This window comes from Nonomuraea sp. NPDC051941, assembly GCF_044593615.1.
Genome location: NZ_JBIUCF010000078.1, coordinates 20,773 through 43,991 on the forward strand (window position 1 = coordinate 20,773; position 23,219 = coordinate 43,991).

General features: G+C 71.7%; 22 protein-coding genes. 13 read left to right on the forward strand and 9 right to left on the reverse strand.

What is annotated here, in order from left to right:
• Nucleotides 1-89: 89 nt before the first annotated feature.
• The 3 genes from ACIHFD_RS62780 (at nucleotide 90) to ACIHFD_RS62790 (ending at nucleotide 1,435) form a co-directional block, all read left to right on the forward strand.
• The gene (locus ACIHFD_RS62780) at nucleotides 90-254 is read left to right on the forward strand and encodes a hypothetical protein (protein WP_355212684.1); all 165 of its coding nucleotides are present in this window, start codon (nucleotides 90-92) and stop codon (nucleotides 252-254) included.
• A gap of 141 nt (nucleotides 255-395) precedes the next feature.
• On the forward strand, nucleotides 396-827 hold the full coding sequence (locus ACIHFD_RS62785) for a hypothetical protein (RefSeq protein WP_397375090.1): 432 nt from the start codon (nucleotides 396-398) through the stop codon (nucleotides 825-827).
• Entirely contained in the window at nucleotides 824-1,435 is a 612-nt protein-coding gene (locus ACIHFD_RS62790) for a TetR/AcrR family transcriptional regulator (RefSeq protein WP_397375091.1), read from the forward strand. Before ACIHFD_RS62785 ends, ACIHFD_RS62790 begins: the two co-directional genes overlap by 4 nt.
• A 30-nt stretch (nucleotides 1,436-1,465) precedes the next feature.
• Here ACIHFD_RS62790 and ACIHFD_RS62795 read toward each other — a convergent pair whose 3' ends face one another.
• Complete coding sequence (locus tag ACIHFD_RS62795) at nucleotides 1,466-1,792, reverse strand: branched-chain amino acid transporter permease (protein WP_397375092.1); 327 nt, start codon at nucleotides 1,790-1,792, stop codon at nucleotides 1,466-1,468.
• The gene (locus ACIHFD_RS62800; protein WP_397375093.1) at nucleotides 1,785-2,504 is read right to left on the reverse strand and encodes an AzlC family ABC transporter permease; all 720 of its coding nucleotides are present in this window, start codon (nucleotides 2,502-2,504) and stop codon (nucleotides 1,785-1,787) included. The genes ACIHFD_RS62795 and ACIHFD_RS62800 overlap by 8 nt, the downstream gene beginning before the upstream one ends.
• Before the next feature lie 103 nt (nucleotides 2,505-2,607).
• Here ACIHFD_RS62800 and ACIHFD_RS62805 point away from each other — a divergent pair, with 103 nt between their 5' ends.
• On the forward strand, nucleotides 2,608-3,048 hold the full coding sequence (locus tag ACIHFD_RS62805) for an Lrp/AsnC family transcriptional regulator (RefSeq protein ID WP_397375094.1): 441 nt from the start codon (nucleotides 2,608-2,610) through the stop codon (nucleotides 3,046-3,048).
• Nucleotides 3,049-3,051: 3 nt separating this feature from the next.
• Here the strand turns inward: ACIHFD_RS62805 and ACIHFD_RS62810 are convergent, their stop codons facing one another.
• Complete coding sequence (locus tag ACIHFD_RS62810) at nucleotides 3,052-3,879, reverse strand: aldo/keto reductase (protein WP_397375095.1); 828 nt, start codon at nucleotides 3,877-3,879, stop codon at nucleotides 3,052-3,054.
• A 77-nt stretch (nucleotides 3,880-3,956) separates the two neighbouring features.
• Between ACIHFD_RS62810 and ACIHFD_RS62815 the strand changes: the two genes are divergently transcribed.
• Nucleotides 3,957-4,451, forward strand: a complete 495-nt coding sequence (locus tag ACIHFD_RS62815; protein ID WP_397375096.1) for a MarR family winged helix-turn-helix transcriptional regulator — start codon at nucleotides 3,957-3,959, stop codon at nucleotides 4,449-4,451.
• Nucleotide 4,452: 1 nt separating this feature from the next.
• Here the strand turns inward: ACIHFD_RS62815 and ACIHFD_RS62820 are convergent, their stop codons facing one another.
• On the reverse strand, nucleotides 4,453-4,905 hold the full coding sequence (locus tag ACIHFD_RS62820; protein ID WP_397375097.1) for a winged helix-turn-helix transcriptional regulator: 453 nt from the start codon (nucleotides 4,903-4,905) through the stop codon (nucleotides 4,453-4,455).
• A gap of 61 nt (nucleotides 4,906-4,966) precedes the next feature.
• Here ACIHFD_RS62820 and ACIHFD_RS62825 point away from each other — a divergent pair, with 61 nt between their 5' ends.
• A complete protein-coding gene (locus ACIHFD_RS62825) occupies nucleotides 4,967-6,364 on the forward strand; it encodes an MFS transporter (RefSeq protein WP_397375098.1) in 1,398 nt (465 codons plus the stop codon).
• Here the strand turns inward: ACIHFD_RS62825 and ACIHFD_RS62830 are convergent.
• Complete coding sequence (locus ACIHFD_RS62830) at nucleotides 6,327-6,521, reverse strand: hypothetical protein (RefSeq protein WP_397375099.1); 195 nt, start codon at nucleotides 6,519-6,521, stop codon at nucleotides 6,327-6,329. The two genes, ACIHFD_RS62825 and ACIHFD_RS62830, sit on opposite strands and share 38 nt — an antisense overlap.
• A gap of 96 nt (nucleotides 6,522-6,617) precedes the next feature.
• On the opposite strand from ACIHFD_RS62830, the gene ACIHFD_RS62835 reads away from it, so the two are divergent.
• A complete protein-coding gene (locus ACIHFD_RS62835; protein ID WP_397375100.1) occupies nucleotides 6,618-6,824 on the forward strand; it encodes a hypothetical protein in 207 nt (68 codons plus the stop codon).
• Nucleotides 6,825-6,833: 9 nt separating this feature from the next.
• Here ACIHFD_RS62835 and ACIHFD_RS62840 read toward each other — a convergent pair whose 3' ends face one another.
• Nucleotides 6,834-7,847, reverse strand: a complete 1,014-nt coding sequence (locus ACIHFD_RS62840) for an NAD(P)-dependent alcohol dehydrogenase (RefSeq protein ID WP_397375101.1) — start codon at nucleotides 7,845-7,847, stop codon at nucleotides 6,834-6,836.
• Nucleotides 7,848-7,962: 115 nt separating this feature from the next.
• Between ACIHFD_RS62840 and ACIHFD_RS62845 the strand changes: the two genes are divergently transcribed.
• Nucleotides 7,963-8,751 (forward strand): helix-turn-helix transcriptional regulator, encoded by a 789-nt coding sequence (locus tag ACIHFD_RS62845; RefSeq protein WP_355212710.1) that lies wholly within the window; start codon nucleotides 7,963-7,965, stop codon nucleotides 8,749-8,751.
• Nucleotides 8,752-8,753: 2 nt separating this feature from the next.
• Here the strand turns inward: ACIHFD_RS62845 and ACIHFD_RS62850 are convergent, their stop codons facing one another.
• A complete protein-coding gene (locus ACIHFD_RS62850) occupies nucleotides 8,754-12,008 on the reverse strand; it encodes a glycosyl hydrolase 2 galactose-binding domain-containing protein (protein WP_397375102.1) in 3,255 nt (1,084 codons plus the stop codon).
• A gap of 138 nt (nucleotides 12,009-12,146) precedes the next feature.
• On the opposite strand from ACIHFD_RS62850, the gene ACIHFD_RS62855 reads away from it, so the two are divergent.
• Genes ACIHFD_RS62855 through ACIHFD_RS62865 form a run of 3 tightly spaced genes read left to right on the forward strand, consistent with a single transcriptional unit; the run spans nucleotide 12,147 to nucleotide 14,460 of the window.
• Nucleotides 12,147-12,656 carry an RNA polymerase sigma factor gene (locus tag ACIHFD_RS62855; RefSeq protein ID WP_397375103.1) on the forward strand — a complete coding sequence of 170 codons (510 nt, stop codon included), beginning with the start codon at nucleotides 12,147-12,149 and terminating at the stop codon, nucleotides 12,654-12,656.
• The gene (locus ACIHFD_RS62860; RefSeq protein ID WP_397375104.1) at nucleotides 12,656-13,750 is read left to right on the forward strand and encodes a CU044_5270 family protein; all 1,095 of its coding nucleotides are present in this window, start codon (nucleotides 12,656-12,658) and stop codon (nucleotides 13,748-13,750) included. Before ACIHFD_RS62855 ends, ACIHFD_RS62860 begins: the two co-directional genes overlap by 1 nt.
• A 41-nt stretch (nucleotides 13,751-13,791) precedes the next feature.
• Nucleotides 13,792-14,460, forward strand: coding sequence for a hypothetical protein (locus ACIHFD_RS62865; RefSeq protein ID WP_397375105.1), 669 nt, complete (start codon nucleotides 13,792-13,794; stop codon nucleotides 14,458-14,460).
• 10 nt (nucleotides 14,461-14,470) lie between these two features.
• Here the strand turns inward: ACIHFD_RS62865 and ACIHFD_RS62870 are convergent, their stop codons facing one another.
• Both ACIHFD_RS62870 and ACIHFD_RS62875 read right to left on the reverse strand, forming a co-directional pair.
• Nucleotides 14,471-17,263 (reverse strand): RNA repair domain-containing protein, encoded by a 2,793-nt coding sequence (locus tag ACIHFD_RS62870; protein WP_397375106.1) that lies wholly within the window; start codon nucleotides 17,261-17,263, stop codon nucleotides 14,471-14,473.
• The gene (locus ACIHFD_RS62875) at nucleotides 17,263-18,993 is read right to left on the reverse strand and encodes an RNA ligase family protein (protein ID WP_397375107.1); all 1,731 of its coding nucleotides are present in this window, start codon (nucleotides 18,991-18,993) and stop codon (nucleotides 17,263-17,265) included. The genes ACIHFD_RS62870 and ACIHFD_RS62875 overlap by 1 nt, the downstream gene beginning before the upstream one ends.
• Nucleotides 18,994-19,232: 239 nt before the next feature.
• On the opposite strand from ACIHFD_RS62875, the gene ACIHFD_RS62880 reads away from it, so the two are divergent.
• Both ACIHFD_RS62880 and ACIHFD_RS62885 read left to right on the forward strand, forming a co-directional pair.
• Nucleotides 19,233-20,177, forward strand: coding sequence for a glycoside hydrolase family 11 protein (locus tag ACIHFD_RS62880; RefSeq protein ID WP_397375108.1), 945 nt, complete (start codon nucleotides 19,233-19,235; stop codon nucleotides 20,175-20,177).
• Nucleotides 20,178-20,301: 124 nt separating this feature from the next.
• Complete coding sequence (locus ACIHFD_RS62885; protein ID WP_397375109.1) at nucleotides 20,302-23,097, forward strand: BTAD domain-containing putative transcriptional regulator; 2,796 nt, start codon at nucleotides 20,302-20,304, stop codon at nucleotides 23,095-23,097.
• The last annotated feature ends 122 nt before the right edge of the window (nucleotides 23,098-23,219 follow it).

Consider the following 23,219-nt stretch of genomic DNA (forward strand, 5'->3'; position numbering starts at 1 on the left):
CGCCGTACTGGCGCTTCCCGGGAGCCCCATGTCGACGCTCCGTCAGCCCGCATCAGCCGGGCGCCCATCACCTCACGGAGTGATCTCTGATGCTCGAACGCCTGCTCGTCGCCGCCACTCTGGTGGCGTCCGCGCTCATCGGTTCGGTCTCGCTCTCCGCTCCATCGACCGGTACGGCCGCCGCCGCCACGGTGGCGCAGGCCCCGGCCGCGATCCCGCCCGCCCCGGTCCCTCCGGATGACGACGACGGGTAGGAGGTCTGCCGCCGCACCGGCATCCGTCGCCCCGCGAGGCCGCTCCTCGCGGGGCGATCCCGTTCTCCGGCCCCAGGTTGTGCGGAGTTTGTGTACGACGTAAGCTTACGTGGTACACAAACTCCGGCCCGGGAGGTCACCGTGACCACGATCGCCATCGCACTCCCTCTCCTCTGGCTGGCCTGGCTGGCCCTGACCGAGTGGGTGCCGATGTTCCCGCTCAACGACCTGAAGCCCGGCAACCTGCGGCCACGGCTGCTCGCCGCGTCGATCAACTACCCGTTCCCACTGCTCATCGCCGCCGGCATCGCCCTGCACCGGCCATGGTCGCTGATCGCCGCGTCGGCGTTATGCGGGCTGATCCTGGCCGGGCACCTGGCCAATTGGTGGCTGCCGTACTTCGGGCTGAGCTCCGCCGCCCAGCGGCAGGTCTACGAGCGCGACTACGCCCGCACCCTCAAGATCCTGCCCACGGACGGGCACGCGGTCGTCCCCGACGTCCAGCACATGATCGTCGGACTGCTCAGTATGGCCATGCTCGGCACCACATTGGCTGTCACACTGGCCGCATGAGCACCAAGCCACCACGCGGCCGGGGCGGGCGGCCGCCCCAGCTGGCCACCGAGCAGATCGTCACCGCGGCCATCGCCCTCCTCGACGAGGAGGGACTGGACGCGGTGACCATGCGGGGCATCGGCGCCCGCCTCGGGGTGGCCGCGATGTCGCTGTACCGGCATGTGCCCAATCGCGACGCCATTCTGGCCGCGATCGTCAATCGCCTGTTCGCCACCGCGCTCGCCGGGTTCGACCCCGGCCCGACGTGGACGGATGCGGTGACGCGGTTCGCCGTGGCGTACCGGCGCATGCTGCTCGACCACCCGCACGCCGTGCCGCTGCTGGCCACCTACCCGGTCGACGTCGAAAGCTCCCTGCCGCTGCTGGCGGGCGTGCTCGACCGCTTCACCGCCGCCGGCATCGAGCAGGACGAGTCCCTGATCGTCATCCAGTCCGTCGGCGTCTACGTGCTCGGGCATGCCCTCGCCCAGGTGGGCACGCCGCCCGGCTCCGACACCCCCGCTCCTCCGCCCGGCCCCGCCGCACTCGACTTCTACGAACGATGGTTCACCACGGGGCTGGACGCCATCGTCACGGGCTTCGGGCAGCGGCTCCGTCCCCAGTAAGGACCTTGGGCGCGCTCAACGCCCGCTGATTCAGAAGGCGTTGACGAGGACGACGTAGGCCGCGGTGCCGATCCCGACGCTCAGGATCGTCCGGCGGCCGAACGCGAGATGGACGCCCGCCGTGACGGCGACCGCGAGCAGCGCGTACAGCGTCGCGCGCGGCTCGGCGGCGACGGTGCCGTGCAGGGCGGTCACGGCGAGGATGGCGAGGATGCCGACCGGCATCCACACCGAGAGTTGCCGCACGATCGCCGAGCCGCGCAGCGTGCGCAGCACCGCGAAGGGGACGGCGCGCAGCGCGAGGGTGATGGCGAAGACGATCGCGAGGACGGCGACGATGTAGGCGGTGCTAGGCATCGGCGGCCTCCGGGGCGGATCGGCGGGCGGTGAGCGCGTGCCGGACCAGCAGCAGCGCCACGAACAGCAGCAGCGCGGTGAACATGGCGACCCCCGGGGTGAGGACGAGCGCGACGGCCACGCTCGCCCCCGCCAGCAGCACCGAGGGGACCTCCCGGCGGGAGCGGAACGCGTCCAGGGTGAGCACGGTGAACAGGGCGCACAGGGCGAACTCCAGGCCCTTGATCGGCGCGGGCAGAGCCGCGCCGACGGCCACGCCGACCAGGCCGCCGCCGACCCAGTAGGTCTGGCAGGCGAGTTGCATCGCCAGCAGCCGGGGCGCCGAGCGCTCCGCCGCGGGCAGCGAGGCGTTGACGGCGTAGGCCTCGTCGATCATCGCGTAGACGGCGTACGCCTTGGCCAGCCGGTTCCTGACCAGGTGGAGCGGGAAGGAGAAGGCGTAGAAGACGTGCCGGAAGTTGACCACCAGGACGGTCAGCGCGACGGCGGCGAGCGGCGTGACGCTCGCCATCATGCCCACCAGCAGCAGCTCGAGCGATCCGGCGAACGCGGCCAACGACAGGGCAGGAGCCAGCCACCAGGAAAGCCCGGCCTGGATGACCAGCAGGCCGAGGGCGATCCCCAGCGGGAAGATCCCCAGCCCCGCGGAGAAGGAGTCGCGTACCCCCGCGATGATCTGCTCCTTCCGGGCGGTCGGGGGTGGAGCGGTCATCTCAGGCGAAACTACATCTTGCACCCCTCCATGGTCTCGCAGAACGCGCGACATGTGGTTGCGAACATTGCTCCCGGAGGCCCTGACAGTGCAATCTTCTCTCATGGATGCGACCGACCGGGCAATCATCGCCGAGCTGGAACGGGACGGGCGGCTGACGAACGTGGAGCTGGCCCAGCGGGTCGGGCTCACCCCCGGCCCGTGCCTGCGGCGCGTCCAGCGGCTGGAGGCCGAGGGCGTCATCCGCGGTTACCGGGCGGTCATCGATCCCACCGCCGTGGGCCGGTCGTTCGAGGTCCTGCTCGACCTCACCCTCGACGCCCAGGACGCGGAGACCGTCGAGCGCTTCGAGCAGACCCTGGCGCGGGCCGCGGAGGTCGTCGAGCTGCGGCGGCTGTTCGGCAGCCCCGACTACTTCGTCCGCGTGGCCGTCGCCGACCTGGCCGCCTACGAGACCTTCCTCAGCACGTACGTCATGACCATCCCGCGGATCAGGAACGTCACCTCGCACTTCACGATGAAGAACGTCAAACCGGCCCCCTAGGCCCTATGACGCCTGGTCCAGCCGGGCGAACTGCTCGTCGGTCAGCGTGAGACCCGCCGCCGCGACGTTCTCCTCCAGGTGCGCCACGGAGGTCGTGCCGGGGATGGGGAACATGGCCGGCGAGCGGCGCAGCAGCCAGGCCAGGGCGGTCTGGGCCGGGGTCGCCCCGATCTCGGCCGCCACGGTGGCCACGGGGCCGCCCGCCTTGGCGTGGTCGCCGACGGCGATCGGGAAGAACGGGACGAACGCGATCCCGTGCTCGCCGGCGTAGTCCACGACCTTCTCGTGGGTGCGGTCGGTGAGGTTGTAGAGGTTCTGGACGGCGGCGACGGGGGCGATCCCGCGTGCCTCCTCCAGCTGGTCCACCGTCACCTCCGACAGGCCGATGTGGCGGATCTTGCCCTCCTCCCGCAGTTGCGCCAGGGCGCCGACCTGGTCGGCGAGCGGGACCTGGGGGTCGACGCGGTGCAGGTAGTACAGGTCGATCACGTCGCGGCGCAGGCGGCGCAGGCTCAGCTCGGCCTGCTGGCGCAGGTACTCGGGGCGCCCCAGCGGGATCCACTCCTCGACGCTCGGCCGGGTCACGCCGCCCTTGGTGGCGATCACGACGTCGTCGGCGTAGGGGTGCAGGGCCTCGGCGATGAGGTCCTCGTTCGCGCCCAGCGCGTAGGCGTCGGAGGTGTCGATGTGCCGTACGCCGAGCTCGACCGCGCGGCGCAGGACGGCCAGGGGGCCCTGCCGGTCGGCGGGTGCCTCCCAGATCGTGCCGTCGGCCGACAGCCGCATGGCGCCGAAACCGATGCTGCCCACTTCCAAGTCGCCAATTTTCATGATTTCTCCCTAAGGTTGAGCGTTCAAGTGTGGACGCTACACCTCAAAGGTTGAGAGTTCAAGCTAGGATGGGCGGCGTGGAAGCACGGTGGCTCGACGACGACGAACAGCAGACCTGGCGGGCATATCTGTGGACGACCCGGTTGCTCGGCGACGCCCTCGACCGGCAGCTGCAGCACGACGCCGGGATGCCGTACACGTACTACATGATCCTGGCGACGCTCTCGGAGGTCCCCGAGCGGCGCATGTCGATGACCGACCTGGCCGCGCAGGTCTACTCCTCGCTCAGCCGCCTGTCCCACGCGGTGGCGCGGCTGGAGGAGCGCGGCTGGGTGCGGCGGTCACCGCACCCCGACAACCGGCGGGTGACCATGGCCGAGCTGACCGACGACGGCTTCGCCGCACTCGCGCAGGCGGCGCCCGCGCACGTGGAGGAGGTGCGCAGGCGCCTGTTCGACCCGCTCACCGGCGAGCAGGTGGCCCAGCTGCACGGCATCCTGCGGGCGCTGTGGAAGGGGCTCGATCCCGAGCCGGGCGGGGCGTATCCCGGGATCTTCGGCCCCGAGGCGTAAATCAGCGCGCTGCGGGGGCTTGGAGCAGGCGCTCCTCCTCGGCGGTCCGGTCGTCGTACGCGGTGCGGGCGTCGGAGATCTCCCGCTGGTGCTCCTCGGTCCAGACGACCAGCGACTTGATCACCTCGTGCAGCGAGATGCCGAGCGCGGTCAGCTCGTACTCCACCCGCGGCGGCACCACCGGATAGACGGTGCGGGTCACGAGCCCGTCGCGCTCCAGTTGGCGCAGCGTCACGGTGAGCATGCGCTGGCTGACCCCGTCGATGGCGCGGCGCAGCTCGGAGAAGCGCATCGTGCGGCGGTCGAGCAGGGCGATGACCAGCAGCGACCACTTGTCCGCGACGCGGTCGAGGATCTTCCGCACGTCGCAGTCGGCCCGGGTGTCCCACTGGACGACCTGGTCGTCCATGGTTCCCGTGCAGTAACCGAGTGCCTTTGAAGTGCCGTCTTCCATTGCTTCCCCATGGTCACGCAAGATTCCTTTGTTACGAAAAAGAACCATAGGAGTCGTTCCTGTGTCCACAACCACGCACTCTTCTTCGCCGTCGTTGCGCATGACCCCCAAGGCCTGGGGGATGCTGTTCGTCCTGTGCGGCGCGATCTTCCTCGAGGGGATCAACGTCGCGATGCTCAACGTGGCCCTGCCCGCCATCCGGGCCGACCTCGGCCTGTCCACGGGTGAGCTGCAGTGGGTGATCAGCGCCTACGTCCTGGGCTACGGCGGGTTCATGCTGGTCGGCGGCCGGGCGGCCGACCTGTTCGGCCGCCGCCGGATGTTCCTGATCTGGCTGGCGGTCTTCCTCGTCGTCTCCGCCCTGGGCGGGCTGGCCAGCGAGGGCTGGATGCTCATCGCCGCCCGTTTCGTGGCGGGCGTCGCCGCCGCGGTCATGACCCCCGCCGGGTTGTCCATCATCACCACGAGCTTCGAGGAGGGGCCGCGGCGCAACCAGGCGCTCCTGGTGTACTCGGGCACCGCCGCCGGGGGTTTCTCCCTCGGGCTGGTGCTCGGCGGCCTGCTCGCCGCCGTGGACTGGCGCTGGGTGCTGTTCGCGCCGGCGGTGCTGGCCCTGATCATCCTGGTCCTGGCGGTGCCGCTGATCCCGGCCGGTCCCATGGAACGTTCCCAGGAGCGCAGGCTGGACGTGGCGGGCGCGGTGACCATCACCGCCGCCATCATGCTGCTGGTGCTCGGCGTCGAGCGCGCCGCCCACGTGGGCGCCGGGTGGACAGCCGGCGCGCTGGTCACCGGGCTGGCTCTGGTCGCGCTCTTCCTCGTGATCGAACGCCGCTCCGCCGCGCCGCTGGTGCGCCTGGGCATCTTCCGCTCCGCGCCGCTCGTCCGCGCCAACCTCGCGGGGCTGCTGTTCTCCGGGGCCTTCTTCGGCTTCCAGTTCATCGCGGTCCTGTATCTCCAGGAGGTGCGCGGCTGGACCTCGCTGCAGACCAGCCTGGCCATGCTCGCGGTCGGCGCGGACGCCGTCCTCGCCCCGACCCTGACCCCGCGGCTGGTCAACCGGTTCGGCAACGCGAGGGTCATCCTGGCCGGGCTGCTGTTCGCCGTGCTCTCGTACGTGTTGTTCCTGCCCATCGGCATGGACACCGTCTATCTCGCGATGTTCCCCACCATGATCATCCTGGGGGTGGCGTTCGCCCTCGCGTACGGTCCGCTCACCATCGTCGCCACCGACGGCGTCGACGAGAGCGAGCAGGGCCTGGCCGGCGGGCTGCTCTACACCTCCTTCCAGTTCGGCGCGGCGCTCGGGCTGGCGGCCGGCACCACGGTGATCGTGGCCGTGGCGGACGCGGGGGACCTGCTCGGCGCCTACCGCACCGCGCTCGCCGTGCCGATCGCCGCCGCGGCCCTGGCCGTCGTGGTCAGCGCTTTCGGCCTGCGGAAGGGAGCCGCGCGATGACGTCCTTCGCGGAGATCGAGGCCGAGTTCAACGCCATCGTCGGCGCCACCGTGTACGCCACCATGGTCACCGTGGACGCCCGCAACCGCCCGCGCACCCGGGTGCTCATCCCCATCTGGGAGAACGTGGACGGGCGGCCGCTGGGCTGGCTCGCCACCTACCGGACCCCATCAAGGCGGCCCACCTGGCCGGCAACCCGCACACCTCGTTCTCGTACTGGAAGCCCGGCAACAACTCGGTCGCCGTCGACGCCGTGGCCGCGTGGGTGGACGACCCGGACGTGCGGCGGCGCGTGTGGGACCTCTACCGCGCCACCAGCCCCCGGGGCGCCGGGTACGACCTGGGCGCCTTCTGGCGCTCGCCGGCCGACCCCAAGCTGCACGTCCTGCGCCTCGACCCCTTCCGGGTCCAGGTCATCCGCGGCATGGACCTGCGCAGCCGCATCTGGACGGCCGGCTGAGCGGGCGGGTCAGGCGTGGCTGACGATCACCTTGCCGAAGCCGCCGCCTGACCCGCAGTAGGCGAAGGCGTCGGGCACCTGCTCGAAGGGAAACACCCGGTCGATCACCGGGCGCAGCCGGTGCGCCTCGACGGCCCGGTTCAGCTCGAGGAAATGGGCCCGGCTGCCGGTGGCGATCCGGCGCAGCACCGAACCGGCCATGAACAGGGTGGCGGGGTCGACCGGTGTGGCTCCTTCGGCGCCGGAGAGCCAGTAGCCGACGAAGGCGACCTCGCCGCCGGCCGAGACGGACCGCAGCGACTGCTCCAGCGGCCCCGTCGCGTCGACGACGCGATCGGCTCCCCGGCCGTCGGTCAGCGCGTGCACCTCCTTCCACCAGGCCGGGTTCTCCCGGTAGTTGATCACCTCGTCGGCTCCGAGCGCCTTCAGCCGCTCGGCCTTGGCGGGGCCGGACGTGGTCACGATCACTCTGGCTCCGGCCAGCTTGGCGAAGAGCAGCACGAACAGCGACACGGCGCCCGACCCGAGAGTCAGCACGGTCGTGCCGGGGTGCGGGGCGCCGCCGGAGGTCAGGGAGTTCCACGCGGTCACCGCCGCCAGCGGCAGGGCCGCGGCCTCCTCGTACGACAGGTGCTCGGGGATGTGCACGACGCCGTCCTCGCTCAGCAGCGCGTACTCGGTCAGCACACCGTCGATCATGGTGCCGAGCTGGGCGGCGTCCTCGCGCCGGAACGGGCCGTCCAGCCAGCGCGGGAAGACGGTGGCCGCCACCCGGTCACCCGGCCTGACCCGGGTGACGTCCGCGCCGACCGCCACGACCTCTCCCACTCCCTCGCAGCCGGGCACCACGCCGGGGGTGACCGGCAGGGGATAGTCCCCGGACAGCACGCGCAGGTCGCGGAACCCGAGGGAGTTCGCGCGGATCCTGACCACGACCTGCCCGCGCCCCGGTTCGGGCTCGTCGCGGTCGTGCAGCGTCAGCCCGTCGAGGCCGCGTCCGGGCACGAGGCGGTAGCTCTTCATCTGATGTCCTTTCCGGATCCGCATGAGTGGGCACGATCGTGCGGGGCGGCCAGGGCGGCCGGCAATTCCCCGGGGGGAATCGCGGGCCCGCACGGCGACCGGATAGAACAGAGCGGTGAGCAGCACAACCATGGAGAACGGCGTCGGCACGGAGCTGAGACGCTGGCGCGGGCTTCGCCGGGTCAGCCAGCTCGAACTGGCCACGCTGGCCGGCACGACCCAGCGCCATCTGAGCTTCATCGAGAGCGGCCGTTCCCGGCCGGGGCGCGCGATCGTGATCCGGCTGGCCGAGTCGCTCGGGCTGTCGCTGCGGGAGCGCAACGACCTGCTCACCGCGGCCGGTTACGCGCCGGTGTTCGCCGAGTCGGGGCTGGAGGAGTCGGCGCTGCGGCCGGTCCGCGCCGCGCTCGAACAGATCCTGTACGGTCACCTGCCGTATCCGGCCCTCGTCATCGCACCGTACGGCCGGGTGGTGGCGGCGAACGACGCGGTCGAGGTGTTCACCGAGGGCGCGGCGCCCGAGCTGCTCGAACCGCCGGTCAACATGCTGCGGCTCATGCTCCATCCGGACGGGATGGCCCCCAGGGTGCGCAACCTGGGCGAATGGGGCCGGCACATCATCGAGAACCTCCGTGCCCGAGCCCGCCGGAGCCCGGACCCGCGCCTGGAGGACTTCGCCGCCGAACTGGCCGGCTACGTCCCCCAGGCGCCGGTCGGGCCCGAGCATCTCGGTTTCTCCGTCCCCATGAGGCTGGCCTCCGCGGACGGGGAGCTACGCCTCATCACGACGCTGACCTCGTTCGCGACGGCGACCGACGTCACGCTCGCCGAGCTGCACCTGGAGGCGTTCCTGCCCGCCGACCAGGCCACCGCCGAACTGCTCCGGCGCCGGGCCGAGCGGTGAGGTCAGCTCACCGAGAGGCGGTCGACGTTGGGGCCGCCGTTGGACGTGGTGGCGGTACCTCTGATCTTGTTCACCCCCTGGGCGAGGTCGGCGGTCAGGGTGACGGTCTGCCAGGTGGTCCAGGCGCCGGTGCCGGTGAAGTCGCGGGTGACCGAGGTGCCGTTGACCGCGATGGTCATCGGCCGGTTGGCCGTGGTGCCGTTGGCGAAGCGGAGCTCCAGGGTGACCGGCCCCGCCGTCGCGGCGTTCACCGTCCACTCCACATAGCTGCCCGTCACGTTGTCGTAGTTCACGAACCCCGTGCCGGTGTAGCCCGCGTGGTTGGACTCCACCACGCCCTGCGAGATCGTCGCGTCCTCCGCCTGGTAGACGGCGGGGCCGCTGCCGGTGGTCTCGGTGACGGCGTTCGACGGTGCTGAGGAGTTGCCCGCCGCGTCGTGGGCCTTGACCGTGAACGTGTACGGTGTGCCGGCCGCCAGGCCGGAGACCGTGGCGGTGGTGCCGGTGACCGTCGTGGCCAGGGCGCTGCCGTTGTAGACGTCGTAGCCGGTGACGCCGACGTTGTCGGTGGAGGCGTCCCAGGCCAGCGTGACGCTGGACGAGGTCTTGCCGGTGGTGCGCAGGTTGCCGGGCACGGACGGGTTCTGGGTGTCGGGCGGCCCGGTCGGGACGGTGAGGGTCGCGGTGTTCCACCCGGCCACTCGTACGCTCGGCGAACCGGTCAGGTTGGAGGCCCGGTAGGTGGCGGTGAGGGTCTTGGATTCCCCCGGCCAGAGGCTGATCGCGTTGTCCGACCACTGGATCGGCAGCACGGGCTTGCCCGCCGCGTCCACCACGTCGGCGTCCAGCATGAAGGCGGGGACGGCGCCGGTGCCGGTGTTCTTGATCGTCACGGTGACCGTGCCGGGGGAGGGCGCGGAGGCGGTGGCGGTGATCGGGGCCTGGGCCAGGTTGTTGAGGCCCTTCAGGTTGGCGTAGCTGGAGGTCGGTACGTAGTACCAGTCGTTGTTGTCCCAGTCGATCACGTCGTCCGAGGTGGACAGGGCGTAGACGTTGCGGTCGATCTCCTGGCCGTCGCGCAGGAGCGTCAGCCGTACCAGGTAGGTGGTGGAGAGACCGCTGACGGCCGGTACGGTCACCGCGGTGGCCTTGCCCCCGTCGGCGGGGACGCTGACCGTCGCGGTGTTGCTGTACTTGGCGGATCCGTCCGTGTTGAACACGTCCGTCTTGACGGTCAGGCCCGAGGCGGCCGAGACGCCGGAGTTGACCACTACGACGGACTTGTTGTCGTACGAGTACTGCACGTGCAAGGGCTTGTTGGCCTCGCGGGCGCCCCAGTAGGAGCCGCCCTGGTCCAGGTAGTAGTCGAAGAGCTGCCAGTGGAGCGAGGACCAGCCGCTGTTGAGCATCCAGTAGATGACGCCGGTGGACGGGTTGCTCGAGTCGGTGAAGTTGCGGCCGTAGGCCTCGAACTGCGCTCGGACCGCCTCGTACTGGGCGAGCTGCGCTTTCTTCATGTAGTCCGTAAGGCCGGACGGGACGCCGTACCTGCCTCTGAGGGCGTTGTGGTAGATGGTCAGGTCGTCGAAGGTGCTCGACGGCGAGCGGTGATACTGCGTCGCGCTCGGGCTCTGCCAGAGCGAGTCGATCTGCGCGGAGGTCATCATCCGCTTGAGCGAGTCGAGCGTCGGGACGTCGGGGCCGGCGCCGGTCTCGGAGTTGAAGCCGAACGCCCCGCCTTCGCGCTTGTTGTACCAGTAGCTCGGCGGCACCCAGTCGTACGGGCCGGGCATCTTCATGCCCGAGTTGCCCAGTTGCGGGCTGGACTTGTCGGAGGCCACGGATACGATCGGGAGCTGCCACTCGGCCGCGGTGAGGGCGTCGAGGTAGTTGGTCTCCTTCTGGGCCGGCGGCGGGTTGTCCGAGCCGATCAGGAACGAGATCACGCTGGGGTGGTTGCGCAGCCGGGTGGCCTCCGCCTGCATGGACGCCTTGGCGATCGGATAGTCGGAGCTGCTGAAGGAGCCTTCCCACTTGTCGCAGCACTCCCAGCCGGGCAGGGTCAGGATGCCGTACTTGTCGGCCAGGTCGTAGAGCTCGTCGGTGTCCAGGTGGCCTTCGACGCGGATCGTGTTGAGGCCGAGGTCCTTGACGTAGCGGATCTTGTCTTCCAGGTAGCCCAGGTTCTTGCGGAGGAAGATGTCGGGAGACCAGCCGCCGCCCCTGATCAGGATCGGCCTGCCGTTGATCTTGTAGTAGCGACGGCCGCTGGCGTTCTTGCCCGACTCCACCTTGCGCACGCCGAAGCGCTGGGTCAGCGTGTCGCTCTCCGCGCCGCCGGTCGTCGCCGTGAGGTTCAGGTCGTAGAGCGGCTGGGCGCCCATCGTGTGCGGCCACCACACCTGCGGGTTGGCCAGCGTCTGGTTGAACGTGATCCGCTTGGTCTGGTTCGCGGCCAGCGCGACGTCCTGCGAGAACTCGAGCGAGCCGATCGTCCCCTTGACGGTGGCGTTCACGGCGCTGCCGGTGGCGTTGCGGACGTCGACCTTGATGGTGAGGTCGGCGCGGTCGAGCCCCGGCACCGCAAGGTTCGTGATCACATGCGCGTCGCGCAGCGAGACGTCGGCGCTGCGCCGGATCAGGACGTCGCGGAAGATGCCCATGTTGTCGTCGCGCGGCAGCTGCACCCAGTCGATCCAGCCGATCGTGAGGTGGTTGTTGGGGTTGTTCGGGTTGATGCGGAAGGCCACCGAGTTGACGCCCGGGTGCACCAGGGCGGTGACGTCCCGTTCGTTGCGGGTGTAGGCCCCGGCCACCTGGGCGGCGGTGGCGACCTGGGTGCCGTTCACCCACACGTCGGCGCTGGAGATCACGCCGCTGACGTCGAGGAAGGTCCGCAATCCGGACTCGTCGCCGAGGGTGAAGTCGGAGCGGTACCACCACGGCACGTCGAAGTCCGCGGTCGGGATCGACTGCATGTTGGTGGAGTAGAAGGGGTCCGGGTAGACGTTGTTCTGCAGCAGGCCCGCGAGCACGGTCGAGCGGGGGCCCACCGGATACCAGCCGGTGGCCGCGTAACCGGGCGTGGAGATCGCGGCCCCGGAGTCGGACACCTTCGCCGTGGACTGGATCTTGTATCCCGTCAGGGCGGTCGTCGCCGGTACGGCCTGCGCGGAGGCGGGCGGCGCCACGCCCGCGGCGTTCACCAGCAGTGCGCAGGCCGATAACAGGATGAGGATGAGCCGAGAGCGCGCCATGGGGTCCCTCTCTAGGCTGGTCTATTCGTTAATAAACCTTCTTAACAAATAAACCGGATGTCGTAAATGGAGAATTCGCGGGAAGGCGAGGCTCGCCGCGGGCAAGAAGGGGTGTCCATCTCATTCGGGAGTCCTTGAGTGATCACTGCCCCTGACGCGTTCGAAGCGGTCTTCGACGCCCACTACGAGGAGATCCGCCGCTACCTCGGCCGACGGGTCGGCCTCGACGTGGCCGAGGACCTCGCGGCCGAGACCTTTCTGATCGCCTTCGATCAGCGCGAGGCGTTCGATCCGTCGTTCGGCGAGATCAGGCCGTGGTTGTACGGCATCGCGACCAACCTGATCGGGCGGCACCGGCGTACGGAGGTGCGCCGGTACCGCGCGCTGGCGAGAACCGGGCCGCCGCCCGACGACGGGCCCCACGACCGGGTGATCGACCGGCTCACCGCCGAGGTGACGGTCGGGCGGCTGGCCAAGGCGCTCACCAAGCTCTCGGCCGGCGAACGTGACGTCGTGCTGCTGGTGGCGTACGGCGGGCTGAACTACGCGGAGGTGGCCGCCGCGTTGAAGGTCGCCGAGGGAACCGTCGCCTCGCGGCTGAGCAGGGCCAGGACCAAGCTGCGTGCGACGTTGGGGGTGGAGGTGTGATGAAGGAGTTCGAGTTCATCGACCGGGTGATGCCGGACGTACCGCCGCTTTCGCCGGCGCAGCACGCCGCGGCACGGGCCCGGCTCACCGAAGCCACCGCCGCCCGTCCCGCCGCCCGTCCCGCCAGTCGGCCCACCGGTCGGACCGCGGGCCCTGCGGCGCGGCGGGTCCGTGGCCGGCGTCCGGTGGCGCGCGGATGGCGGGGGATCGCGCTCGCGGCGATGGCCGTGGTCCTCGTGATCGGCGCGGTCGTGCTCCTGGTGCCCTCGCCGGGCCGGGAACAGGTCGCCTCCACCCCTGGACAACTCCTGGACGCGGCAGCCGGCAAGCTCGCGGCGCAGCCTCAGGGCAGCGGCCGCTACTGGCGGCTGGAGATCGAGGAGGTCGTCCGTACGAAGGGCGCGGAGGGCTTCCTCGTCGAGGAACGCGGCAAGGACGTGCTGGTGCTCGGGCGGGACCACGACGGCTACACCTGGTACGAACCCGTCTCGGCCAAGCCCTACGGCGCCGAGGCCGCCGCGGCGTGGAGGCGGGCGGGCTCCCCGAAGCTCTGTCCCGCCCGGGAGTGCGACCCCAAGCTGCGCTTCTACCCGGCGCGCACGCTGAAGAGGTCTCTGAGTCTGGCGCCAGGGTGGCAGCCGACCTTGGAGCAGCTGCTCGCGCTTCCCCGAGAGGCGACCGCGCTCAGGACCGAGCTCCTGAGGCACGTCCCGCTCGGCTACGACCAGAGCCCGGACGACTGGGTGCGGGAAGCGGGGATCCGGCTTGTCAAGGACGTTCCGGCGACCCCGGGCACCCGGGCGGCGGCCTACCGCATGCTGGCCGCCCTGCCCGGGGCCCGCGTGGTCGACGACGTCCGCGACCCGGCGGGCCGCCGAGGCGTGACCCTGCAGCTGCGCGTCAACGATGCCGTCCGCGTCCAGCTCGTCATCGACCCGAGCAGCGGCGAGCTGTGGGCGGTCCAGCAGGTGGCGCCCATGCCCGGCCTCCCGCGGGGCGCCGCGGCGGTGGCCTCGATCGTCGTGCGGGCGAGGTGGAGCGACGCCCGGCCGGTGCCGCCGCCCGGCTGCCGGGGCTGCCGAGGCCGGTACTGAGGCTGCGCGAACCGATCTTCGGCGCCGTACGTCAAGAGGGCATGACATCACGCGTTCTCGCCCTGCTCGCGCTCGTGGCAGGGCTGGTCATGTTCACCGGCGGCACGGCGTCCGCCTGCCAGTGTGTGGAACGGGGCCCGCAAGATCAGATGGAGAGCGCGGTCGCCGTGTTCGCCGGCACGGTGACTCGGGTCGGCGTGAGCCCGGATGAGAGCGGCGGAGGGCACGTCGTCGCCGTCCTCCGCGCCGACCACGTCTACAAGGGGCAGGCGCGGGAGTGGTTCCAGGTCTCCACCCGTAGCGAAGGGCCGGCCTGCGGGTACGACTTCGCCGCGGGCAGCCGCCACCTGGTGTTCGCCGGCGGGCGTGACGAGGTGCTGACCACGTCCAGCTGCTCGGGCAACGCGTCGCTGCCGGCCGGCGACCGGCCGCTGCGGCGTGACGACGGCAATGGGGTCACCCGGGAGCTGATCGCCGCCCTGGGCACGCCCACCCGGGTCCGCCACACCGGTGCCGCCGAGCCCGCCATCGCCGAGTCGACTGCGGCCGGGTCGACTTCAGCCGGGTCCGCCGCTGCCAAGTCCGCCGCCACCGAGTCCGCCGGTCCCTACGGGGGCACCGGCGTGCTGGTGGCCGCCCTGGTGGCGGTGGGCGTCGTGGCGCTGGCCGCGGTGGGCGGGTGGGCGTACCGCAGGCGCTCCTCCACCTGACCGGCGTCCGTCAGGTCAGGGTCGGTACGGCGCCGCACTCGGCCCGTTCGACCGTGACACCCGGCAGGCCCCTGACCCATCGGCCGGTGATCTCGCCGAGCCGCGCGGCCTGCGGGGGAGTGCGGCCCAGCCCGATGGCGTAGCGGGCCGATCGAGGACCGGACTCGAACGGGCGCGGCCAGGCGTGGACGTCCCGCAACCCGGCCTCTTCCAGGGCGGCGAGCAGGTCCAGCATCCGCCCTCTGACGCGGCCGAGCGTCGCGTCAAGCTCCTCAGGGCGGTCCGAGCGCACGGTCAGGACCGCCCAGGCCGCGTGGCGCCGGTGGAGGGGCGGCGGTGCGGGCAGTTCGGCCGAGCGGCCGCTCTCGACGAGCTCCCATGCCTGGTAGAGCTCCTGGGTGAGCAGGTCCAGGCCGCCGGGGGTGACCTGGCGGGCGCAGTTGCGTACGGGGGCGCTGGGCGTCATCACCGCGATCGGGGCCGGTTGGGGCGAGGCGGGGCCGAGGGCGATCGGGTCTCGCCAGTCCCAGGCGGCCCAGGTACTGAAGCAGAGGCTCAGCAGGTCGTCGGCGGGCAGGTCGCCGCTCTCCCGTACGGTGTGCGCGGCCATGACCGTCCAGGCCAGGCCGGGTAGCCCGCCGAACGGGGCCGAGTCCAGGCCGCGCGCCCGCGCCCACGCCTTCACCCGCCGGGCGAGCAGGACGAAACGGTCGTGCTGCCCGCCGACGGCGGCGCGGATCGCGTCCGCGTCGCTGACCGCGCTCAAGGCGATCGCGGCCGCCTCGCCCAGCTCGGCGCGGCGGGCCGGCGCCTGCTCGGGGGGCAGCGATCCGGTGGGGACCACGGTCAGGTCCACCTCCAGCCCGTCCGTACGGAACCGCAGGCCCGGCACCCGCGCGCCGATCACCTGGCGCAGCCGGTCGAGGTCGGGCAGCGCGGTCCGCACCCGGGCCTCGACCTCGGCCATGTCCGGTTCGCCGGGCAGCGCGGCCACCAGGTCCAGGTCCGCGCCGGGGAGTTCGCAGCCCATGCGCCGGGATCCCGCGACGGACACGACACCCGGCCGCAGCGCCTCCGCCAGCCGCCGGGCCACCCGATCGGCCGAGCCGTCGGGCTGCTCCTGTCGGCCGGTCGAGGTGTCGCGTTGCTCCTTTCCGCCGGTCACGGGCTCGGCGATCCAGTGGATCTCGCCCGTGCCCAGGGTGACCCGCGCTCGGGGGCGCATGGGCTCGTCCGCGCGGCGCGACAGCAGCACCAGCTCTCCCACCTCCGCCGTCATCCCGGCCAGCCGGATCGGGTCGTCCGTACGGCCGAGCGTCAGGTGCGGGGTGAAGCCCTCGGGGCGTCCCTCGCAGCGGGGGAAGCGCCGTTCGAGCGCGCGGCGCAGGCGGGCCCAGGGCGCCGGGTCGCCGGCGGCGGGGTCGAGCCAGGCCGTCGAGTGGTCGCGATGCCGGAACGTACGCACCCCTTCCAGCCTGGCGGTGAACGGCGCGACCTCGGCGGCGGCCGCGGCCACCAGGGACGCCGCCGCCTCGAACTCCGACTCCGGCACGAAACCGAAGAGCAGGTTGACGTGCGGCGGCCAGCGGTCGATCTGCGGATCGTGCGCGCGGCGGACGGCCTGGATCGGCGGCCACAGCTCCCGCGGCGGTATCCACGCCACCGCCGTCCGCGCCGTCGGCGGCACGTCGAGCACCCCGCCGGGCTCCGCACCCTCGAGGTCCAGGACCGCCTCCACCCCGTAGTGGTCGGAGACGTACAGCCCGTCGGGGGTGGGCGTGTCGCCGCGCAGGGCCGCCGAGACCACCCGAGGCCGGCCGCGCAGCAGGATCCGGTCCAGGCGCGAGGCCCGGCCGGACAGGGAGGCGAGCGCCGCCAGCGGATTGGCGTCCGGGTCGAAGGTGGGGGTCTGGTCGGGTCCGTGCGCCTCCGTCCAGGCGTCGCGCAGGCCGAGCGCGGACGCGGGGGTGTCCGTGCCGTCGTTGAAGTCGCCCAGCAGGATCACATCGCCGTCCACACCGGCCAGCCCTTCGGCGATCCTGGCCAGCTCGGCCCGCCGCCTGGCCGCGCCGTCGCCGGAGTGGTCGCTGGTCAGGTGGGTGGCGGCGACGACGAGGACGCCGGTGGCGGTGTCCACGGCGATGGCGGCCACCGACTTGTGCGGGCCGAGCTCGTGCCGGGCCGCCTCCCGTACGGGCAGCCGGCTGAGCAGCAGCAGGCCGCTGTCGTCGATGTCCGGGCCGTACGGGTCGGTGCCGAGGGTGTAGCCGGCGCGTACCCAGGGGGCCGCCAGCAGCATCGACACCAGCTCGGGCTCGACCTCCTGCAAGGCGATGACGTCGGCGTCGGCCGCCTCGAGGGCCGCGAGGAGCAGGCGACGGCGCCGGGCCGTGTCGAGGAGATCGCTGTCGTAGCGGTCCCACAGCGTGTTCCAGGTCAGCACGCGCGGAGCCGGGTGCCCGGCGCGCCCGCGTCCGATGGCCGGGCGCCATCCGTCCACCGGATCCCAGGCATGCGGGGTCCTGGCCGTGAAGAACGGCGGCCGCAGGCGGCGCGGGTCGCGGGCCCGGCCGGCCTCGCAGGTGTCGACGCGGTCCAGGCCCGTGGCGCGGTCCCAGACCAGCTCGCCGTCCGCCTCGACGAACAGCACCCGGTGCCAGGGGATGTCGCCTCCCGGGGTGAAGGCGGGCAGCGCGACGCGCTTGGGGGCAGCGTTGCGCTGGCCGACCCCCAGGACGAACCGGGACGGGTCGAACCGCGGGTCCCAGCGGATCCGGTGGTAGATCTCCTCACTGGTACGCATCACGCCTCCAAGGTCCCGTCCACATCGTCGACGGTGCCGCGCGCCCCGACGTACCAGGTGCGGTGGGCCTGCCCGGGATACGGCGGGACGAACCGGCGCGCCTGCGCGGCCAGCACGTGCGCGGGCACCGGATGGGGGCGGCGGGCGTTGCGCCGGTGCAGCTCGTCCTCCTCCACCAGCACGACCGCGTGCGTGGTCAGCGCGTCTCGGCGGCGCGCCACGGCGTGGACGAGGGAACGCTGGTGCTGGTTGAGCGAGGTGGCGTCCCACACCACGGTGCCGCCGGCGGCCAGGGCGGCGTCGAGCCGGTCGAGCCCCTCGCCGAGCACCTCCCGGTTGGCCCGCTGGTCCGCCCGCGAGCCCCGGGCCTGGCGCAGGTCGTCCAGCGACAGGTACGCGTCGATCCCCGAAAGACCCGCCGCGAACGTGCTCTTCCCGCTGCCCGACGGCCCGACCAGCTGCACCAGCCTGGGGAACGGCCTGGACCGCCACCGCCAGGTCGCCGCCACGGCCTCCTCGACCGTCGAGATCCGTCCCCTGGCCCAGGAGTCGCGGGCCTCCGCCCAGCACCGGTCGGCCACCTCCGGGCCGAGTCCGGCCAGGGCCTCGCGCAGGCCGGCACGGAACGTCTCCAGCGGCTCCGGGCCGAGCAGCCCGGCGTCCTCGGCGTGTAGGGCCGACCATTCGACCTGCTCGCGGGCCTGGTCGCGCTCGTCGTCCGCGCGCCCGGCCGGCACGGCCGCCGCGACGGCGTGCAGCACGCCCAGGTCGGCGGCCAACGCCATGCGCCCCAGCCCGGCCCGCCGCTCCTCGTCCGGGTACGGGCGGTGCAGCGCACCGTGCAGCCCGACCAGGTCCGCGACCCGCCGCGCCGACCGCATGCCCAGCGGCCCCGCCAGCCGCGCCGCCAACGTGGCCCGCGGCACGGCGTGCGCCACCACGGCCAGCACCCCGGCCAGCCGGGCATCTCCACACCGGCCGATAGCGTCCAGCCGCGCCACCACCTCGGCCACCGCCTCCGGGGCCGCTCCTTCGGTTCCGGGCAGGTCCACCGCGGCCAGCAGGGCGCTCACGTCGGGGTCCGCGCCCGAGCGCACCGACCACAGCGCCGCCGCCGGGCCCAGAGCGTTCGGCACGACGGCGGCGTGCATCCAGTGCGTGTCCGTCCGCACGTGCTGCGGCCGCACCCACTTGGCCACCCGCCCCGCGAACTCCGCCCGCCCGAACCCCTCGGCGGCCCGCACCACGTAGCCCTCCTGCCGCTCCGGGTCCAGCCGCAACCCCCGCAGCGCCCGCTCGTCGAAGACGCCGCGCCACAGCACCGGCGGCACCGGGACCCCCAGCCCGCGCAGGAAGCCGACCGTGCGGTCCCAGTCCAGGCACCGATCGCCGTCCCAGACCGAGAACCCGTAGAACCAGCTCTCCAGCCCCTGGTACGCGATGGAGTGCCGGGCGTACAGGTTCTCCCCGCACACGCGCCACCCCGCGGGGATCCGTCCGCCGATCCGCCCCTGCAGAGCCTTCACCCACGCCCGGGACGGATGGTGGGCCGAGTCCAGCGACCTGGCGTGCATCCCGTCGGCGTACAGGGTGGTGTTCTCCCCGTCGAGCTTCTCGGTGACCACGACCTCGCGCCCGCGCAGCCCGGACAGGTCGCCCGCGCGCACGTCGTCCGGGGTCGCACCGGGCGACCAGGGCAGGTGAGGGGTACGCGGATAGTGCACGCGCATGATCCCTCCCCCCGCTCGGCCGCAGTCACTGTACAAGCGGCAAGAAACACGCCTCCATCGAATAAACCGTCGTTTCGGAACGTGCGCGAAACTTTCACCGGCGCATCTCATTCGCTGACCAGGCCGAATGGCTCCCTCGGGCCTGGCTGCTGACAGGGCTCGTTGACAGCTCTGTAAAGCGGTGCCGATACTTTCGATCGAAAGCCGATAATTTCGGAACCATCGCAAGGAGGAGACACATGCTCATCCGCCGTGCCTGCGCCTTGGTCGTGGCGCTGGTCGTCGCCATCGTGATGCCGCCCGGCATCGCCAACGCGGCCCCCATAACCTCCAACCAGACCGGCACCAACAACGGCTACTTCTATTCGTTCTGGACCGACAGAGCCGGGTCGGTGTCCATGAACCTCGGATCCGGCGGCAATTACAGCACCTCATGGAGCAACACCGGCAATTTCGTCGCCGGTAAGGGCTGGAACCCCGGCGGACGCAGGACCGTGAACTACTCGGGCAGCTTCAACCCGTCCGGCAACGCCTATCTGGCCCTCTACGGCTGGACGAGAAATCCGCTCGTGGAGTATTACGTCGTCGACAACTGGGGCACCTACCGGCCCACGGGCACGTACAAGGGCACCGTGACCAGCGACGGCGGCACGTACGACGTCTACCAGACGACGCGGTACAACGCCCCCTCCATCGAAGGCACGAGAACCTTCAACCAATATTGGAGCGTCCGGCAGTCGAAGAAGACAGGCGGCACCATCACCGCCGGCAACCATTTCGACGCATGGGCCCGCTACGGCATGAGCCTGGGCAGCCACGATTACATGATCCTCGCGACAGAGGGATATCAGAGCAGCGGAAACTCCAACATCACCCTGGACGGCTCCTCCGGCGGCGGAGGCGGCGGCAACCCCGGCGGCGGCTGCACCGCGTCGTTGTCCGCGGGGCAGCAGTGGAGCGACCGGTACAACCTCAACGTCGCCGTCAGCGGCTCCAGCAACTGGACCGTGACGATGAACGTGCCGTCCCCGGCGAAGATCATCGCTACCTGGAACATCACCGCCGGTTACCCCAGCGCCCAGGTGCTGACCGCCAGGCCCAACGGCAACGGCAACAACTGGGGCGTGACGATCCAGCACAACGGCAACCAGACCTGGCCGACGGTCTCCTGCAGCGCGAGCTGACCGTTGGCGACAGGCCGGAAAGATCTTTCCGGCCTGTCCCTCTCGACCATGAATGCCCGCTGGGTCACAATCGGCGCTGGTGCCACAAGCACGCTACAGAGCCACTACAGGCGAGGAGCGGGTCATGGTCGACGCGACCTTTGCAATCTTGGGCCCGGTACGGGTGAGCTGGGCCGATGGCAGGCAGGTGCATCTCAGCGGCAAGCCGCGCGCCGTCCTCGCCAGTCTGCTGCTCAACGTCAACACGCTGGTGTCCCGGGAGCGGCTGGTGGAGGCCCTGTGGGAAAACCCCCCTCCCTCCGCCATCCCCAACCTGCAGACCTACATCGGCCAGCTCCGCAGGAGCCTGTCGCTCGACACGCGGCTGCTCACCAGGGAAACGGGCTACACCTTCGAGGCGCACGCCGAGGAGGTGGACCTCCTCCAGTTCGAACAGGCGATCCGGCTGGCGCGGAAAGAGTCCGAGGCGGGCGACGTCCGCGCCGCCGTCGCCCAGTTCGAGAGGGCTCTGGGGATGTGGCGGGGCAAACCCGCCGAAGGCACCAAGCTCTCCGGTCACATGCTCGCCCGCGTGACCGAGCTGGAAGAGCGGCTGGCCGTGGTCAGGCTGGACTGGGCCGAAGCGAAGCTCGCCCTCGGCCGGCCCGCGGAGGTGATCGAGGACCTCCGCGCGTTCGTCGCCGAGCAGCCGTTGCGCGAGCGCGCGTGGCGGCTGCTCATGCTCGCGCACTCGCGAGCGGGACAGCGGGACAAGGCGCTGGAGGCCTTCCAGCACGCCCGCTCGGTGCTCACCGACGAGCTGGGCCTGGAGCCCGGCGAGGAGCTCCAGCAGCTGCAGGCCGCCATCCTGGCCGGCACCACGCCGGTGAGCGAGCCCGCACCGTGGACGCCGGTCTGCCGGCTCCCCTCGGACGTCAAGCATTTCAGCGGCAGGGAAGCCGAGCTGTTCGAGCTGGACGGGCTCCTCCCGCTCCCGGACGAGACCCCGCCGCGCACCGCCACGACCTGCGTGATCACCGGCACCGGCGGGGTCGGGAAGACCGCGCTCGCCGCCCACTGGGCCCACACGGCACGCGACCGCTTTCCCGACGGCCAGCTCTACGTGGACCTGCGGGGCTTCAGCCCCGGCGCGACGCCCATGACACCGTCGGAGGCGGTGCGGATCCTGCTCGGGTTCCTCCACGTGCCCCACCACCGGATGCCCTCCACCTTCGGCGAGCAGATCGGGCTCTACCGGAGTCTGCTGGCCGGCCGGCGGGTGCTCGTCCTCCTGGACAACGCCCGCGATCCGGACCAGGTGCGCCCACTGCTGCCCCCGTCTCCGGAGGCCCTCACCCTGGTGACCGGCCGGACCGCGCTCACCGGCCTGATCGCGGCCGAGGGCGCCCACCTGCTGCGGCTCGCGCCGCTCTCCGACGCGCAGGCCGGCCAGCTGCTGAGACGCCGCCTGGGCCAGGACCGCATGGCGGCCGAACGCGAGGCGGTGGACGGCATCATCAAGACGTGCGCGGGACTGCCGCTGGCCCTCGGGATCGTCGCGGCGCGGGCCATCATCAACGCCGGCCTTCCCCTCACCGCGCTGGCGGACGAGCTCCAGGCGGAGCCCACCCGGTTGGACGCCCTGCAGACCGACGAGCTGAGCACCGACCTGCGGGAGGTCTTCGGCTCCTCCTATCGCGTGCTGGCCCCCGAGGCGGCCGAGACCTTCGCCCATCTGGGCCTCGTGTCGGGCCCGGACACGAGCCTGCTGGCCGTCGCCAGCCTCATCGGCCGCCCGGTGGCACACACGCGTACGCTGCTGCGCACCCTGGAAACCGCCCATCTGCTGGATCAGCACGTTCCCGGCCGGTATCGGATGCACGATCTCGTCCGCCTCTACGCCATCGACCGCGCCCGCCTCGACCTGAGCGCGGATGCCCGGGCCGCCGCCGTGCGCCGTCTCGTGGACTTCTACCTGCACACGTCGTACGCCGCCGACCGCCTGCTCTCCCCGCGCCGGCGCAGCGCCATCCGGATGGAGCCGCCCGCTCCCGGTTGCCTGACGGACGCCCTGGCGGACGTGGCGGCGGCCCAGGCCTGGTTCAAGGCCGAGCACGCCTGCGCGCTCGCCGCCCAGCGGCTGGCCGCCGAGTACGGTCTTCATGGCGCCGTATGGCAGCTGGCCTGGACGCTCGACACCTTCCACCTGGGCCACAACCTGCTCCAGAACTGTGTCGCGGCCTGGCGCCTGGCGTCCGGCGCCGTCGAACACGTGGCCGATGCGACCGCCCATGCCATGGTCCACCAGCTGCTCGGCCGCGCCTGCACCCGGGCAGGGCTCCACGCGGAGTCGCTGTCCCATTTCGCCGAAGCCCTCGCCCTGTACGAGCAGTCGGGAGACATCGCCGGCCAGGCCCATGTCCGCCATACGCTCGGGCTGGCGTGGGGCCACCGGGAGGAGCCCGCGCAGGCGCTGGTCCATCTGGAGCACGCCCTGCGGCTGTACAGGGACATCGACGACGCCATGGGGGAGGCCAACGCGCTCAACTCCCTGGGGTGGGGCACCGCGATGCTCGGCGACTTCGCCAGGGCCCGGGAGTGCTGCGAGCAGGCGCTGGCCCTGCTCCGCAGCCATGGCGACCGCAACGGCGAGGCGGCGACCCTCGACAGTCTCGGCTACATCGCCCACCACACCGGCCGTCACACCCGGGCCCTCGACTACTATCGCGAGGCCCTGACGCTGCGGCGGGAGACCGGCAACGCCAGCCAGGAGGCCGACACGCTCTTCCACCTCGGCGACACCCACCACGCCCTCGGCCAGGACGGCGAAGCCGCCCGGGCCTGGGGCCAGGCCCTCGCCATCTACCAGGACCAGCACCGCACCGAGAAGGCGAAGCACGTGCGGGAGAGGCTCGACGCCTTGGGAGCGAGATCCTCCTAGAGGGCGGGCTGCGCGGGCTGGAGGGGCTGTTCGGTCCAGATGCACTTGCCGGTGTCGGTGTAGCGGGTGCCCCAGCGATGGGAGATCGCGGAGACCAGCTGGAGCCCGCGGCCGCCCTCGTC

Coding starts and splice junctions, on each gene's coding strand:
- ACIHFD_RS62780 (WP_355212684.1), top strand. CDS start 90: ATGCTCGAACGCCTGCTCGTCGCCGCCACTCTGGTGGCGTCCGCGCTC.
- ACIHFD_RS62790 (WP_397375091.1), top strand. CDS start 824: ATGAGCACCAAGCCACCACGCGGCCGGGGCGGGCGGCCGCCCCAGCTG.
- ACIHFD_RS62795 (WP_397375092.1), bottom strand. CDS start 1,792: ATGCCTAGCACCGCCTACATCGTCGCCGTCCTCGCGATCGTCTTCGCC.
- ACIHFD_RS62800 (WP_397375093.1), bottom strand. CDS start 2,504: ATGACCGCTCCACCCCCGACCGCCCGGAAGGAGCAGATCATCGCGGGG.
- ACIHFD_RS62805 (WP_397375094.1), top strand. CDS start 2,608: ATGGATGCGACCGACCGGGCAATCATCGCCGAGCTGGAACGGGACGGG.
- ACIHFD_RS62810 (WP_397375095.1), bottom strand. CDS start 3,879: ATGAAAATTGGCGACTTGGAAGTGGGCAGCATCGGTTTCGGCGCCATG.
- ACIHFD_RS62820 (WP_397375097.1), bottom strand. CDS start 4,905: ATGGAAGACGGCACTTCAAAGGCACTCGGTTACTGCACGGGAACCATG.
- ACIHFD_RS62840 (WP_397375101.1), bottom strand. CDS start 7,847: ATGAAGAGCTACCGCCTCGTGCCCGGACGCGGCCTCGACGGGCTGACG.
- ACIHFD_RS62850 (WP_397375102.1), bottom strand. CDS start 12,008: ATGGCGCGCTCTCGGCTCATCCTCATCCTGTTATCGGCCTGCGCACTG.
- ACIHFD_RS62860 (WP_397375104.1), top strand. CDS start 12,656: ATGAAGGAGTTCGAGTTCATCGACCGGGTGATGCCGGACGTACCGCCG.
- ACIHFD_RS62865 (WP_397375105.1), top strand. CDS start 13,792: ATGACATCACGCGTTCTCGCCCTGCTCGCGCTCGTGGCAGGGCTGGTC.
- ACIHFD_RS62870 (WP_397375106.1), bottom strand. CDS start 17,263: ATGCGTACCAGTGAGGAGATCTACCACCGGATCCGCTGGGACCCGCGG.
- ACIHFD_RS62875 (WP_397375107.1), bottom strand. CDS start 18,993: ATGCGCGTGCACTATCCGCGTACCCCTCACCTGCCCTGGTCGCCCGGT.
- ACIHFD_RS62880 (WP_397375108.1), top strand. CDS start 19,233: ATGCTCATCCGCCGTGCCTGCGCCTTGGTCGTGGCGCTGGTCGTCGCC.
- ACIHFD_RS62885 (WP_397375109.1), top strand. CDS start 20,302: ATGGTCGACGCGACCTTTGCAATCTTGGGCCCGGTACGGGTGAGCTGG.